Here is a 13,791-nt window from a genome sequence, read left to right on the forward strand (position 1 = left end):
GCGAACCCTGCCGCACTCAGTCCGGGACTATGCCTCCCGCTGCTCCGGGGACCCCTCCGACCGCTCGGCGACGAAAGACCCGAGACCGACCTCGGCTCGGATCAAGCCCTCCGCCTTCAGGTGGGCCAGCGCCTTCTGCGCCGTCGAGGTCGCGATGCCGAACTCGGCGGCCAGTTCGACGACGGACGGCACGCGGGCGCCCACCGGGTACTCGCCACTGACGATACGGGCCCCTATGGCTGCGGCGACCTGCCGCCAGACGGGTCGGGTGCGGTCGAGCTCGGTACTCATGCGGTGGACGCTAAAACTCTGCGGTAGACCGCGCGACCGCAGTAGACTGCGGTAGACCGCGAAGGCAGTGCAGAAAACCCCCGCGACGGGTGGAGCCGTCCGGGGGCGCGGTCATCAGCGAACTGTGAACGGAGCCAATGACATGTCCGACCTTATCGGTCGCCTTCTCACCTGGGTGGGCTTGTTCCCCAGGCCGCGCGGCAGGCATCGAGCCTCCGCCCTCAGCCAACGTCTCGCACCGACCGCCCCACCCCCTGCGCTGGACGCCTCGCTCCCCGCCCACCGCAGCCCATACGGCCTCGACACCCCCATCGACGGCGCCGCCACCATCGCCGTGCGCCCGTACGTCGCCGCCCACGAGCAATGGCAGCGACACCGAGAAGTGGTCATGGCGGCCATGGGATTCGACGTGCCTGGCCCGTACTGGATCCGCGAAACGGAGGTCGCGTGATGGAAGCAGAAGCAGAGCCCGAAGCCGAGGCGTTCGAACCGAGAGCAGACGTACGCCTGCTGCCCTGGGCCGGCCTCGAAGGCAAGCCCTGTTACCTCATCACCGACGACCAAGGCGGACCGATCTCCCGTCTCGCCGACAGCACCGAATCCATCCAGCTCGGCATGGGCACGGAACTCCTCGCCCACGCCCAGAACCTGCTCCCGGACACCCCTCGCGGCGAACTCCGTTTTCTGGCCGAGCGGTTGGCCGAGGCCCTCGGCGACGCACTCCGGGTCGCCGAGAGTCGTGGTCGGCGGTTGCGGCGGCTCAACTGAGGACAGGAGGGGTGAGGACGGCGGGCCCGTTCCTGCCGCCCTCGAACGGCGGGGCCCCTGTTTCGCCCACACCGGCGCGGACATCCGCCGCTGGGCGAAGAAGAACAAGGTCGAGCCGAGCTTCACCCCGACCTACGCCTCCTGGGCCAACCCATCGAGGCGCACTTCGGCCCGCTGCGGCAGTTCACCCTGACCAACTCCAACGATCCGGACCACACGGCGCAGACCCGGGCCTCGCACCGCTACCTGCGCTGGCGCAACGCGAACGCCCGCCACCCCGACGTGCTCGCCGCCCAGCGCAAGGAACGCGCCCGCATCCGCAGCGAGAAGGGCGTCCGCTGGGGCGGACGCCCTCTGCCCAACGCGGCCTGACCAGGAGCCGGGTTGGCATCCCCGGCACATCACTAACCGACCCGCTGCATCGCCTTCCGGTGCCGTTCCGCCATCGCGGCCCCGGACTCGCGGCGGGCCATCCTGCGCAGGACGGATGGTGCGAGGAGCAGCCCGGCGACTGCCCAGGCGCCCAGCACGCCCGCTGTCTCCAGGTGCCGCCAGGACTCGCCGATCTCGGCGGCGACCGCATCGGCCGGCAGCAGCGCCGAGCGGAGACCGAGGCCGAGCCAGTACACGGGGAAGATCTGCCCGACGGTCTGCAGCCACTGGGGCAGCTCGGACAGGGGGAAGTAGATCCCGGAGATCACGATGAGTCCCATCACCGGGAGCATCAGCAAGCCGACGGTGCGCGGACTGCTGACCAGTGAGCCGATGACGGCGCCGATCGGCAGGGTCGCCAGGAGACCCAGCGGCATCACCCACACCAGCGTCAGCAGCGCTCCGCCGCCCTGCCGGGCCACCCCGTCCACCAGGAACATGCCGACGGCGAAGGGAAGGGCCATGGAGAGTAGAGCCGTGCCCGACACCATGATGATCTTGCCGACCAAGTGGCCGACCATGCCGTGCGGCACGGCCTTGGCCCGCAGCAGGGTGCCGTCCTCGCGTTCGGTCGCGAGCAGCTGTGCCGTGGTCATCATGCCGGTGAACGCGAGCGTCATGCCCATCATGCTCGGCAGCATGAACGCGCCGGTCGAGATGCCGGCGCCCTTCAGCGGGTCGTCCTTGAGCAGGAACAGAGGCACGAGGAGCATGACCGTCCAGAGTACGTAGCCGAACACGTCCTGGCCGGTGGTGAGGGTCTGCCGGAGTTCGGTCCAGCCGCGCCGCACTCCCACTCCCGCCGCGTACCACAGCGGACTCATCGCGATCCCTCCCCGAAAGCGTGCACCGCCCGCTCAGCGGGAGCGTTCCCCGCCTCGATCTCCCGCACCATCGTCAAGTAGGTGTCCTCCAGGCTCGCCCGGCGCACCTCCAGCCCGCCGATCGTCTCGCCGTGCTCCTCGAACAGCCGACGGACGAACCGGGTGGGCTCGGCCGTCGCCTCCTCGAAGGGCCGCCCGTCCCGCGTCCAGCGCACAGTGGCCTCGGCCGATGCCTGCCGCGACAGCTCCTCGGCCGACCCATCGGCCACGATCCGGCCGCCGGCCAGAATCAGGATCCGGTCGGCGAGCCTCTCCGCCTCGGCAAGGTCGTGCGTGGTCAGCAGAACAGTGGTGTTCTCGTCCGCCAGCCCGCGTACCAGGCCGTGGAACTCGTTCCTCGCCTCCGGGTCCAGACCCGCCGTCGGCTCGTCCAGAAACAACACCTCAGGCCTGCCTACGATGCCGACGGCCACGTCGAAACGCCTGCGCTGCCCGCCGGACAGAGTTCCGACCCGCTTGTCCGCCTGCTCGGTCAGCCCCACGGCGGCGAGGAGCTCGTCAACGTCCCACGGCCGCCGTACGAGGGCCGTGGAGTACGGCGCGTAGTACGAGCCAAGGTGGTTGAGCAGTTCCCGCACCCGCCACTTGCCGTGGTCACGCCAGGACTGCAACACGATGCCCAGGCGCGCACGCCACCGCTCGTCCCCGCCAGCCGGATCAGCGCCGAGGACGGTCACGTCACCGGCCGAGCGCATCCGGAAGCCTTCCAGGACCTCGATCGTGGTCGTCTTGCCCGCGCCGTTCGGGCCGAGCAGCAGGACGACTTCGCCGCGCCGGGCCGTGAAGCCGACACCCTTCAACACGTCCTGGCTGCGGTAGCGCATCCGCAGATCCCGTACGTCGATGACCGTGTCGCTCTCTGGCGGTGGGCTGCTCCCAACCCCGGATAAGCCGTGAGCGGTCGTCATCTGTGCTCCCCCGTCCGTCTCGTGGTCCGTCCTGTGGGATCAGGGGCCGGAGGCCGTGCCGACGTCCGTGGTCATGGGACGTGTCTCCGGCTGTTGCTGCCGTTGCCACCTGGCAGCAGCCGTTCGGGCCCTCCCGGACGAACACATTACCGAACGGCTCAGGTATCTCATCCTGGTCCACCGACCCGGCGAAGGTTCCCGGTCAGAGCATGAGGCGGCGGCCCTGAATCGATCAAGGTCGGTGGCCGGGCGCCCGCCGTCGCGGCCGTCGGGCGCTGCTGTACGAGCAGGCTGTATAAACAGCCTGTGATCTACCACGTCGTATCCCTTGATGCCTGGAACGCCCGACCCGAGCGGCCGTACGCCCCCGCGTCGCTCCCGGAGGACGGTTTCGTCCACTGTTCTCCGGATGAGGCGACGACTCTGGCCGTCGTCAACGCCTTCTACCGGGACGCGCCGAGGCCGTTGCACGTGCTGGTCATCGACGAGGAGCGGCTGCAGGCCAGGGTGGAGTTCGAGGCGGCCGCTCCCGCTCCGCCTCCGGGAGTCGGGGCGGACGTGCTGTTCCCCCATGTGTTCGGGCCCCTCGACCGTGACGCCGTCGTGCGGGTCCTGGAGATCCGGTGGGACGAGGAGGGCCGGGCGGCGGGGCTCGGGGCGGACCACTGAGCAGGCGACGCCCGTTCCGCAAAACCAGCACCGAAGCGCCCGTTTCCGGACCTTCTTCGAAGCGGTCACCGGGAGGGCTCGTCAGACGGCTCCTCCCTCACCACCCCCTCGGCCCGCTCCAGTCCCTCCGCCAGCACCTCGGCCAGGTGCGCCCCCCGCCTCCCCGCCAGCTGCTCCAGCTGGGTCCGGCAGGAGAAGCCGTCCGCCAGGACGAGCGCGTCGTCGGCCGCCTGCCGTACGGCCGGGAGGAGTTGGTCCTCCGCGCAGGCGGCGGAGACGTCGTAGTGGCCCTTCTCGAAGCCGAAGTTGCCGGCGAGGCCGCAGCAGCCACCGCTGAGGTCGCCGGTGAGTCCGGCGGCGGCGCGGAGGCGGCGGTCGGGGGCGTCGCCCAGTACCGCGTGCTGGTGGCAGTGGGTCTGGCCGACGACCGGGCGGTCGACGGCGGGCGGGGTCCAGTGCGGGGCGTGGCGTTCGAGTGCTTCGGCGAAGGTGATGACAGAGGCGGCGAGTCGGTGGGCCCTCGGGTCGTCGGGAAGGAGTTCGGGGAGGTCGGTGCGGAGCGTCGCCGCGCAGCTCGGTTCGAGGACGACGACGGGGAGGGGAGGTGGGGCGAGGTCCGGGTCCTCGGCCGGCGGCCGCTGCGGGACGGGGTTCAGGAACACGTCGAGGATGTCGAGCGTGCGGCGCAGCACCGCGCGGGCCCGGTCGAGCTGGCCCGTCGAGATGTACGTCAGACCGCAGCAGACCCGGCCCTGCCGCATCGCGAACAGGGCCCGGGTCAGCCTCAGCTGGGTGAGGGCGACCTCCTCGCCCGCCTCGGCCCTCCGCGCCCAGGCCGGCTTCCGCTTCATCCACAGCGTCGGCGGCACGATCACGTGCAGCCCGGCCGCCTCCAGCACCCGTAGCGCCGCCTGTCCCACGGACGGCGAGAGGTACTCCGTGAAGGTGTCCGTCCACAGGAGCACGGTCGTGGGCGCCTCGTACGTCTCATCATCGCCGCCGTCGTCGCCCTCGCCGCCGTCGTCGTCGCCCTCGTCGTCCTCGTCGTCCCTGTCATCCTCGTCGTCCCTGTCGTCCCCGCCGTCCCCGCCGTCCCCGCCGTCCCCGTCCTCGCCGAGGTCCGCGAGAGCGCCCTCCCCCTCGGAATCACCCACGCCCTCGACATCGCCGACGCGCTCGGAGTCCCCGTCGATGCCCGCCCCCTCCTCCGCCTCGGCCACCGCTTTCACCTCAGCCACGGCCGCCGCCTCCTCCCGCTTCGCCCGCTCCCTGAGCATCCCCTCGTACCACCGCGTGAACGGCACCCTCGCCAGCCGAGGCAGCTCCCGCTCCCCCGCGATCCCGCCCAACCGTTTCGCCACCCCCGCCAAAGGGCGCACACCGGCGAGGAAGTTGACGAGTCCTGCCGTGCGCGTACGGGCGACCAGGCGGAGCCACAGCGGCAGCCACCCCATCGCGTAGTGGGCGGCCGGGCGGCGGCGGCCGGTGTAGTGGTGGTGGAGGAACTCCGCCTTGTACGTGGCCATGTCGACGCCGACCGGGCAGTCGGAGCGGCAGCCCTTGCAGGAGAGGCAGAGGTCGAGGGCGTCCCGCACCTCGGGCGAGCGCCAGCCGTCGGTGACCACCTCGCCGGCCAGCATCTCGTGCAGGAGGCGGGCCCGGCCCCGGGTGGAGTGCTCCTCCTCGCCCGTGGCACGGAAGGAGGGGCACATGACGGCTCCGGACGCCGGAGTCACCTCGGTCGTACGGCACTTCGCGACGCCCACGCAGCGCCGAACCGCCGCCGAGAAGTCCCCGCCGTCGTCCGGGTACGCGAACTCCACCGGCACGGGCGTACGCGGGAGGACCGCGAAGCGCAGGTTCGAGTCCAGCGGCGCGGGGCGGACGAGCATGCCGGGGTTCAGGAGGTCGTCCGGGTCCCAGACGCCCTTGACCTGCTCGAACAGCCGGACCATCGCGGTGCCGTACATCGTCGGCAGGAGTTCGGCGCGGGCCTGGCCGTCGCCGTGTTCGCCGGAGAGGGAGCCGCCGTGCGAGGTGACCAGTTCGGCCAGTTCCTCGGAGAAGCGGCGGAAGCGGGCGATGCCCGTCGGTGTCAGCAGGTCGAAGTCGATGCGGACGTGGATGCAGCCGTCGCCGAAGTGGCCGTAGGGCGTGCCGCGCAGGTCGTGGGCGCGCAGCAGACCCCGGAAGTCGCGGAGGTACGCGCCGAGTCGGGCGGGCGGTACCGCGCAGTCCTCCCAGCCGGGCCAGGCCTCGCTGCCGTCGGGCATCCGGGTCGCCGTACCGCTCGCGTCCTCCCGGATGCGCCACAGCGCGCGCTGGCCGGCGGCGTCCGTCACCACGAGGGAATCCACGAGCGCGCCGTCGGCCTCCGCCGCGCGGACGAGCGCGCCGGCGTGCGCCCGCGCCTCGGCGGCCGTGTCGCCGCCCGTCTCCACGAACAGCCAGGCCCCGCCCGCCGGGAGGCCGACCGCGCCGGGCGGCACGAGGTCCGCGGCCATGCCCTCCACCGTGAGCGGGCCGTGCGGCAGCAGACCAGGGGCCGCCTCGGCCGCCGCGCTCTCGTCGGCGTACGCCAGGACGGCGAGGGCACGCGCGCGTGGGGCCTCGACGAGGCGGACGACCGCTTCCGTGAGCACCCCGAGCGTGCCCTCGGAGCCGCAGAAGGAGCGGGCCACATCCGCGCCGTTCTCCGGGAGGAGGGCGTCGAGGGCGTACCCCGAGATGCGGCGGGGGAGGTCGGGGAAGCCGGTGCGCAGGCGGGCCAACTCCCGCTCCACCAGGGGGCGGAGGCCGTCCGGCGCCCCGGACCAGCCCTGCCCGGGCCGCAGCGCGTGGCCTCTCCCGTCGAGCACGGACAGTTCGCGCACGCTGTCGGCCGTCGTGCCCCAGGCGACCGAGTGCGAGCCGCAGGAGTTGTTGCCGATCATGCCGCCGAGGGTGCAGCGGCTGTGGGTGGACGGGTCGGGGCCGAAGCGCAGGTGGTGCGGGGCGGCGGCCTCCTGGAGGCGGTCCAGGACGAGGCCGGGCTGGACGACCGCCGTACGCGCCTCGAGGTCGAGGGAGACGAGCCGGTTCATGTGGCGGGTGAAGTCCAGGACGACGCCCGTGCCGGTGGCCTGCCCGGCGATCGACGTGCCGCCTCCGCGTGCCACGACCGGGACGCCGTGTTCCCGGCACACGGACAGGACGGCCGCCACGTCGTCCGCGTCCCGGGGCGCGACCACGCCCAGCGGCACGCGCCGGTAGTTGGAGGCGTCCATCGTCGTCAGCGCGCGGGCGGTCACGTCGAAGGCGGCCTCGCCGCGCACGCCCGCCGCCCGCAGCGCGTCCGACAGCGCGCCCCGCAGCTTCGCCGTGTCCGCGTCACCTACCGCACCACCTGCCGCGTCCCGCGCGCTCGTGTCCCCCCGGCCCGTCGTACCCCCGAGTTCCGTCATGCGTCCCAGGATGCACCCGACCACTGACAGTGACCGTGAGGTGACGGGGTGGCCGGTGGCCAGGCGGCGCGCCGCCCACCGGGCAGGTTGGCCGGATTCCGGAGAGCTAACCGGAAACCGGCCAACCACCGTCACGAACTCCCATATAGTGACGGCCAATTGAGCACCAGACGTCGCTTCTCGTTCAGGGACCGACCGAGTTACCGCCTCCAGGAACCGACTGAGTTACCGAGTTCAGAACCGACCGAGGACACCAGCCGATGACCGCGCCCAGCCCCCCACGCTCACCAGGCGAACGCCCCGCCCTGCGCTCAGTCCTTCCCTTTCCCCTGGTGACCGCCGTGCTCACCGCGACCGCCACCGGAGCCGCGGTCGCGGTGGCACCGCAGTCCGTACGGGTGCCCCTCGCGGGCGGCGCGGGCGTGGCCGCGCTGCTGCTGACGCTCGCCGTCGCGGTCGCCGCGCACGCGCGCGTGTCGGCGAGACTGCTGCGCCACCGCCTGAACGCCGTCTCCCGGGACACCGGTCTGCTGCTCCAGGAGCAGGTCCGGACGGCCGAGGAGTTCGCGCGGGAGCGGGGTCGGCTGACCGAGGAGTTCGTCCAGGAACGGGCGCGGATCGCCGCCGAGTACGCACGGGAACGGGCGCGGCTGACCGCGGAGTCCGAGCGCGAACGCGAACGGCTGTCCGGCGAACGGGACCGGACGGCGGAGGAGACCGCCCAGGAGCGGGCCCTGTTCACCGAACGTGCCCAGCGCGCCGAGACCGACCGCACCGTCCTCCTCGCCGTCACCGCGAACGTGGCCGGCCGTATGCAGGCCCTCGCCACCGGTACCCTCGCCGACCTGCGCGCCATGGAGGAACGTCACGCCGACGAGGACGTCCTCGCCGACCTCCTCCACCTCGACCACCGCACCGCCCAGGCGGGCCGTCTCGCCGACTCCGTCGCCGTCCTCGCGGGCGCGCGCTCGGGCCGCCGCTGGGCGCGCCCGATCCCCATGGAGTCGATCCTGCGGGGCGCGATGGGCCGTATCGGCGCCTACCGCCGGATCCGGCTGCACTCCTCCAGCGAGGCCGCCGTCGCCGGTCACGCCGCCGAGGGCGTCATGCACGCGCTCGCCGAACTCCTCGACAACGCGGCCAACTTCTCGCCGCCGACGGCCGAGGTCCATGTGTACGTCGAGGAGGTCCCGGCGGGCGCGATCATCTCCGTCGAGGACTCCGGGCTCGTGATGAGCGATGTCCAGCTCCGGCGCGCCGAACGCGCCGTGTCGGGCGAGGCGGCCGACCTCACGAGCCTCTCCGGCACCCGCCTCGGCCTCGCCGTCGTCGGCCGTCTCGCCCGCAAGCACGGGCTGAGGGTCTCCTTCCGCCCGTCCGCGCGCGGCGGTACGGGCGTCCTGATGCTCATCCCCCAGGACGTCCTGGCGAGCACGGTTCCCACGACCACCGCTCCCACGACCACCGCTCCCACGGCGTCCGCGCCCGCCCAGTCGTCGCCCTACGGGTCCGTCCGCCCCCCGCACGACCTGGACGCCGAGCCGACGCCCACCCACGAGTTCCCGACGGAGGTCCCCGCCGCCCCGGTGGCCGATCCCGTGGCCGAGGCCCTGATCGACTCCCTGTCCGGTTACCGGCCCGGACCGCCGGCCCCCACTCCCGCCCCCGCCCCCGACGCCCCGCCCGCCACCACGGCGTTCGGCGCCTCCTACGCCTCGCCTTACACCTCTCCCTACGACGCCCCCGCCAACTCCTCCTTCACCTCGTCGTTCAGCTCCGAATTCGGCACGGGCGGCCCTGCTTTCGGCGCAGGCGGCTCCGCGTTCGGCACGGGCGGCTCCGCGTTCGACTCCGAGTCGGTCTCCGGGTCCGTTTCCGGGACCGGCTCCCCCACCGGCCCCCCCACCGGCTTCGAGCCGGGCGGTTCCGACGGTTCCGAGCCCGGCACTCCGGCCGCCGACGACGAGACGCCCACCGCCTTCGACTCCCTCCCCCGGCGCCGTCGCGGCCAGTCCCTCGCCGAGGCGGAGGCCCGCACCCGGGCACACGCCGCCGACGCCGCCGACGCCACCGGCGGTGCGGAGCGTGCTTCCCGGCCCGCCGAGGACGCCAGCACGGGCGCCGTCCGCTTCAGCAGCTTCCGCCGCGCGGTGCGTGGCACGGGCGGGCTGGACCAGGCGTTCGTCCAGGGGACGGCCGCCGGGGACGAGGGCTCCACGGGGATGCCGGGAGCACCGTCGACACCGGAGACGGCCGCGGCCGTGGACCGGCACCCCAACCCGGCCGAGGCCCCCGTGCGGGAGGCCGCCCTGGAACCCGTACGGGACGCCGCTCCGCCCGCGGAGGCCCTGCGGCAGCCCGAGTTGGAGCCGGTGCGGGAGTCCGAGTGGGGTGCCGTGGCGGGATCGGCGTGGGCGCCCGGACCCGAGCCCGTACGGGAGGCCGCGTGGGAGCCCGGGCCGCCCGTGCCGGAGGCCGGGTGGGAGCCCGAGCCCGCGCGGGGACTCGCGTGGCGGCCGGACGCGGCGAAGCAGGCGGCCTGGGAGGCGGAGGCCGCCGCGGAGCTCCCGTGGGCGCCCGGACCCGAGCCCGTACGGGAGGCGCAGTGGGAGCTCGATCCCGTACGTGAGCAGGCGTGGGAACCCGTACGCGAGCAGGCGTGGGAACCCGTGCAGGGCACCCGCCCCGGCCCGGACGACGGCATCCCTTCCGCCTCCTTCCGCCCCTCCTCTCCGGCCACCACGGGCCCGGACCCGGACGCGGATCCGGGCCCCGACCCGGCCGGACAGCGGCCCCACGCCCCGGACCCGCGCACGCACCCCCACCTGGAAGGCGACCACACCCCATGACCGGCACCGGCATCACCGCCGACGACAGGCTCACCTGGCTCATGGAGGGGTTGCTGGAACGCACTCCGGGCGCCCGGCACGCGCTCGTCCTCTCCCGGGACGGCCTGAGGCTGTGCCGTACGCCCGAGCTCTCCGTCGACCGGGCCGACCAGCTCTCCGCGATCGCCGCCGGCATCCAGTCGCTGTCCCACGGGGCGTCCGTGGAGTTCGGCGACGGCAGCGGGGGCGTGCGGTCGGCGATGGCGGAGTTCTACGGCGGGGTCCTGTTCATCGTGGAGGCGGGCGAGGGCGCGCATCTGGCCGTGGTGACGGACGAGGACGCGGACGCCGGGCTCGTCGGACACAACATGAGCGAGCTGGTCGAACAACTCGGCGAGCACCTGAGCGCGAAGCCGCGCCACCCGACGCGCACGGCGACCGGTACGACCGCCGCCTCGACGACGACCGCGGCTACGGCTACGGCTCTGGCGCCCCGTACGTCATGAGCCGGCCCGGCAGGGACGATCTGCCCGACCGGCTGTACACGCTCACCGGGGGGCGCAGCCGGTCCGCGCCCGGAGCCCCGTTCGACCTGGTGACCCTGGTGGTCGCGGAGAGCCAGCCGATGCCGGGCATGCAGTCGGAGCATGTGGCGATCCTGCGGCTGACGGAGCGGCCGACGGCGGTCGTGGAGATCGCCGCCGAGCTGCGGCTGCCGGTGAGCATCACCAAGGTCCTGCTCTCCGACCTCCTCACGGCGGGCCGGGTCAGTGCCCGGCATCCGGACCGGGCCATGCTGATCGATCTGGACATTCTGGAGCAGGTGTTAGTTGGACTTCGCAACCTCTGAGAACGGCGACGGCCACGCGGTCCCCCTGCCCGCGGCCGTGCCCGTGCCCCTCTTCGACACGCGCTTCCGGGGCGAACCCGCCGCCCTGTACGGGGAGTTGCGGCGGGAGCACGGCGAGGTGGCACCCGTGCTCCTCGACGGGGGCGTACCGGCGTGGCTGGTGCTCGGCTACCGCGAGCTGCACCAGGTGACGAGCGATCCGGAGCTGTTCAGCCGGGACTCCGGTCTGTGGAACCAGTGGCCGAACATCCCCGCCGACTGGCCGCTGCTCCCCGTGATCAGCCCGGAGCAGCCGTCGGTCCTCGGCACGGTCGGCGAGCGGCACCGGCAGCGTGTCGCGCTGATCGACGAGGCGCTGGAGGCGGTCGAACCGCTCGAACTGCGCGGTCACGTCGAGCGGTTCGCCGACGAGTTGATCGACGTGGTGTGCGGGGTGGGCGCGGCCGACCTGGTGGGGCAGTTCGCGGCGCTGCTGCCCGTGCGCGTCCTGGCGTTCCTCTTCGGCTTCCGGGAGGAGCACGGTCCCGGACTGGTGGCGGCGCTGAACGACATCCTCGACGGCCGGGACCGGGCGATGGCGGCCGAGGGGTATCTGCGGACGGCGATGGCCCGGCTGGTCGCGGAGCGCGGGCAGCGGCCCGGGGACGACGTGGTCTCCCGGCTCCTGGCGAACGCGCGCGCGTACGAGGTCACGGTCGAGGAGGTGACCCACGACGTGATGGTGATGCTGGCGGTGGGCCACCAGCCGACGGCCGACTGGATCGGCAACTCCCTCCATCTGATGCTGACGGACGACCGTTTCGCGGCGTCTCTCTTCGGCGGGCGCAGCAGTGTGGCCGAGGCCATGAACGAGGTGCTGTGGGAGGACGCCCCCGTCCAGAACGCCGCCGGCCGCTGGACCACCCGCGACACCCGCCTCGGCGGCCGTGTCCTCCGTGCGGGTGACCTGGTCGTCCTCGGTCTCCAGGGCGCCAACTCCGACCCTCGCGTCCGTACGCACGGGTCCGCCCTCACCGGCGGCAACAACGCCCACTTCTCCTTCGGCCACGGTGACCACCGCTGCCCCTTCCCGGCCCAGGAGACCGCCGAGGTCATCGCCCGAACGGGTATCGAGGTCCTCCTGGACCGGCTGCCGGACCTGGACCTCGCGGTGCCGGCCACCTCCCTGACGCGGCGGACGTCTCCTTGGCTGCGGGGATGGCTGGAGCTGCCGGTGAGGTTCACGCCGGGGCCGGCCCGCCGGGCTTGAACACCGGCCCCCGGGTGCGGGTCCGGTGGGGGCTGGTCGCGCAGTTCCCCGCGCCCCTGAATAGCAGGGGCTGCGCCCGTGCTTTTCGGCCCGCGAGGGCCGTAGGCCCTCAAGGGGCGCGGGGAACTGCGCGAGAAGCCCCACTCACCCGCACCCGCACCCGCACCCACACCCGCACCCGCACCCGCACCGGCACCGGCCAACACACCCGAACCCCCGAGCCATCAGGCGCCCCGCCCAACAGCCGAACGCGCCGTCTCACCCGACGGACCGTTTCGCCCATGTTTCGCGGAGCCGCTACGCTCGCGGTCGTGGCTGATATCCAGATCCCCTCTGACATCAAGCCCGCCGACGGACGTTTCGGCGCGGGCCCCTCCAAGGTGCGGACGGAGGCGCTGGACGCGCTGGCCGCCACCGGTACCTCCCTGCTCGGCACCTCCCACCGCCAGGCCCCGGTGAAGAACCTGGTCGGCCAGGTCCGCGCGGGCATCAGCGAGCTGTTCTCCCTCCCCGAGGGCTACGAGGTCGTCCTCGGCAACGGCGGCTCCACGGCCTTCTGGGACATCGCGACCCACGGCCTGATCGAGAACAAGAGCCAGCACCTGACCTTCGGTGAGTTCAGCTCGAAGTTCGCCAAGGCCGCGAAGCTCGCCCCCTGGCTCGCCGAGCCGACGGTCGTCTCCTCCGACCCCGGCACGCACCCGGAGCCGGCCGCCGAGGCGGGCGTCGACGTCTACGCCTTCACCCACAACGAGACCTCGACGGGCGTCGCGGCCCCCCTGGCGCGCGTCCAGGGCGCCGACGAGGGCTCCCTCGTCCTGGTCGACGCCACGTCCGGCGCGGGCGGCCTGCCCGTCGACATCGCCGAGACCGACGTCTACTACTTCGCCCCGCAGAAGTCCTTCGCCTCCGACGGCGGCCTGTGGATCGGTGTCTTCTCCCCGGCGGCGATCGAGCGCGCCGAGCGGATCCACGCCTCCGGCCGTCACATCCCGGAGTTCTTCAGCCTCCCCACGGCGATCGACAACTCCCGCAAGAACCAGACGTACAACACCCCGGCCCTCGCGACCCTCTTCCTGCTGAACCAGCAGCTGGAGTGGATCAACGGCCAGGGTGGTCTGAGCTGGTCCACGGCCCGTACGAAGGACTCCTCGACCCGGCTGTACACCTGGGCGGAGGAGTCCAAGTACGCGACCCCGTTCGTCTCGGACCCGGCCAAGCGCTCGCAGGTCATCGGCACGATCGACTTCGCCGACGAGATCGACGCCGCCGCCGTCGCCAAGGTCCTGCGCGCCAACGGCATCGTCGACACCGAGCCCTACCGCAAGCTCGGCCGCAACCAGCTCCGCGTCGCGATGTTCCCGGCGATCGCCCCGGCGGACGTCGAGGCCCTGACCAAGTGCGTCGACTACGTGATCGAGAAGCTCTGATCACTCCCGTACGACATCTACGACACGTACGACGCTGAA

The 13,791-nt window shown here is 72.8% G+C and carries 12 protein-coding genes and 1 pseudogene; 9 read left to right on the top strand and 4 right to left on the bottom strand.

Annotated elements, in window-relative coordinates:
• Positions 1-27: 27 nt before the first annotated feature.
• Entirely contained in the window at positions 28-291 is a 264-nt protein-coding gene (locus OG272_RS22610; protein ID WP_326581948.1) for a GntR family transcriptional regulator, read from the bottom strand.
• A 142-nt stretch (positions 292-433) separates the two neighbouring features.
• On the opposite strand from OG272_RS22610, the gene OG272_RS22615 reads away from it, so the two are divergent.
• The 3 genes and pseudogenes from OG272_RS22615 to OG272_RS22625 form a co-directional block, all read left to right on the top strand.
• Positions 434-742 carry a hypothetical protein gene (locus tag OG272_RS22615; RefSeq protein ID WP_327729075.1) on the top strand — a complete coding sequence of 103 codons (309 nt, stop codon included), beginning with the start codon at positions 434-436 and terminating at the stop codon, positions 740-742.
• Positions 742-1,059, top strand: coding sequence for a hypothetical protein (locus tag OG272_RS22620; protein ID WP_328223415.1), 318 nt, complete (start codon positions 742-744; stop codon positions 1,057-1,059). Before OG272_RS22615 ends, OG272_RS22620 begins: the two co-directional genes overlap by 1 nt.
• Positions 1,060-1,123: 64 nt before the next feature.
• Positions 1,124-1,431 (top strand): annotated as a pseudogene (locus OG272_RS22625) (IS630 family transposase); the annotation flags it as partial.
• A 32-nt stretch (positions 1,432-1,463) separates the two neighbouring features.
• Here the strand turns inward: OG272_RS22625 and OG272_RS22630 are convergent.
• Both OG272_RS22630 and OG272_RS22635 read right to left on the bottom strand, forming a co-directional pair.
• A complete protein-coding gene (locus OG272_RS22630; protein ID WP_327729074.1) occupies positions 1,464-2,315 on the bottom strand; it encodes an ABC transporter permease in 852 nt (283 codons plus the stop codon).
• Complete coding sequence (locus tag OG272_RS22635; RefSeq protein WP_327729073.1) at positions 2,312-3,283, bottom strand: ABC transporter ATP-binding protein; 972 nt, start codon at positions 3,281-3,283, stop codon at positions 2,312-2,314. Before OG272_RS22635 ends, OG272_RS22630 begins: the two co-directional genes overlap by 4 nt.
• Positions 3,284-3,589: 306 nt before the next feature.
• Between OG272_RS22635 and OG272_RS22640 the strand changes: the two genes are divergently transcribed.
• On the top strand, positions 3,590-3,952 hold the full coding sequence (locus OG272_RS22640; RefSeq protein WP_327729072.1) for a DUF952 domain-containing protein: 363 nt from the start codon (positions 3,590-3,592) through the stop codon (positions 3,950-3,952).
• 65 nt (positions 3,953-4,017) lie between these two features.
• On the opposite strand, the gene OG272_RS22645 is transcribed toward OG272_RS22640, so the two are convergent.
• Entirely contained in the window at positions 4,018-7,395 is a 3,378-nt protein-coding gene (locus tag OG272_RS22645) for an FAD-binding and (Fe-S)-binding domain-containing protein (RefSeq protein ID WP_405894638.1), read from the bottom strand.
• A 260-nt stretch (positions 7,396-7,655) separates the two neighbouring features.
• Between OG272_RS22645 and OG272_RS22650 the strand changes: the two genes are divergently transcribed.
• From OG272_RS22650 to serC, 5 genes are all read left to right on the top strand, one after another.
• Positions 7,656-10,244 (top strand): ATP-binding protein, encoded by a 2,589-nt coding sequence (locus OG272_RS22650; RefSeq protein ID WP_405894640.1) that lies wholly within the window; start codon positions 7,656-7,658, stop codon positions 10,242-10,244.
• On the top strand, positions 10,241-10,729 hold the full coding sequence (locus OG272_RS22655) for a roadblock/LC7 domain-containing protein (RefSeq protein WP_326581941.1): 489 nt from the start codon (positions 10,241-10,243) through the stop codon (positions 10,727-10,729). The genes OG272_RS22650 and OG272_RS22655 overlap by 4 nt, the downstream gene beginning before the upstream one ends.
• Positions 10,726-11,073 carry a DUF742 domain-containing protein gene (locus tag OG272_RS22660; RefSeq protein ID WP_326581940.1) on the top strand — a complete coding sequence of 116 codons (348 nt, stop codon included), beginning with the start codon at positions 10,726-10,728 and terminating at the stop codon, positions 11,071-11,073. The genes OG272_RS22655 and OG272_RS22660 overlap by 4 nt, the downstream gene beginning before the upstream one ends.
• Entirely contained in the window at positions 11,054-12,322 is a 1,269-nt protein-coding gene (locus OG272_RS22665) for a cytochrome P450 (protein WP_405894643.1), read from the top strand. The genes OG272_RS22660 and OG272_RS22665 overlap by 20 nt, the downstream gene beginning before the upstream one ends.
• Positions 12,323-12,633: 311 nt before the next feature.
• Entirely contained in the window at positions 12,634-13,752 is a 1,119-nt protein-coding gene (gene serC / locus OG272_RS22670; RefSeq protein ID WP_328506856.1) for a phosphoserine transaminase, read from the top strand.
• Positions 13,753-13,791: the final 39 nt, after the last annotated feature.

This window comes from Streptomyces sp. NBC_00104 (assembly GCF_045160825.1).
Taxonomy (GTDB): Bacteria; Actinomycetota; Actinomycetes; order Streptomycetales; family Streptomycetaceae; genus Streptomyces.

What these genes read in the sequence shown, in the direction of transcription:
- OG272_RS22610 (WP_326581948.1), bottom strand. Translation starts at nt 291, where the DNA reads ATGAGTACCGAGCTCGACCGCACCCGACCCGTCTGGCGGCAGGTCGCC.
- OG272_RS22615 (WP_327729075.1), top strand. Translation starts at nt 434, where the DNA reads ATGTCCGACCTTATCGGTCGCCTTCTCACCTGGGTGGGCTTGTTCCCC.
- OG272_RS22620 (WP_328223415.1), top strand. Translation starts at nt 742, where the DNA reads ATGGAAGCAGAAGCAGAGCCCGAAGCCGAGGCGTTCGAACCGAGAGCA.
- OG272_RS22630 (WP_327729074.1), bottom strand. Translation starts at nt 2,315, where the DNA reads ATGAGTCCGCTGTGGTACGCGGCGGGAGTGGGAGTGCGGCGCGGCTGG.
- OG272_RS22635 (WP_327729073.1), bottom strand. Translation starts at nt 3,283, where the DNA reads ATGACGACCGCTCACGGCTTATCCGGGGTTGGGAGCAGCCCACCGCCA.
- OG272_RS22645 (WP_405894638.1), bottom strand. Translation starts at nt 7,395, where the DNA reads ATGACGGAACTCGGGGGTACGACGGGCCGGGGGGACACGAGCGCGCGG.
- OG272_RS22650 (WP_405894640.1), top strand. Translation starts at nt 7,656, where the DNA reads ATGACCGCGCCCAGCCCCCCACGCTCACCAGGCGAACGCCCCGCCCTG.
- OG272_RS22655 (WP_326581941.1), top strand. Translation starts at nt 10,241, where the DNA reads ATGACCGGCACCGGCATCACCGCCGACGACAGGCTCACCTGGCTCATG.
- OG272_RS22660 (WP_326581940.1), top strand. Translation starts at nt 10,726, where the DNA reads ATGAGCCGGCCCGGCAGGGACGATCTGCCCGACCGGCTGTACACGCTC.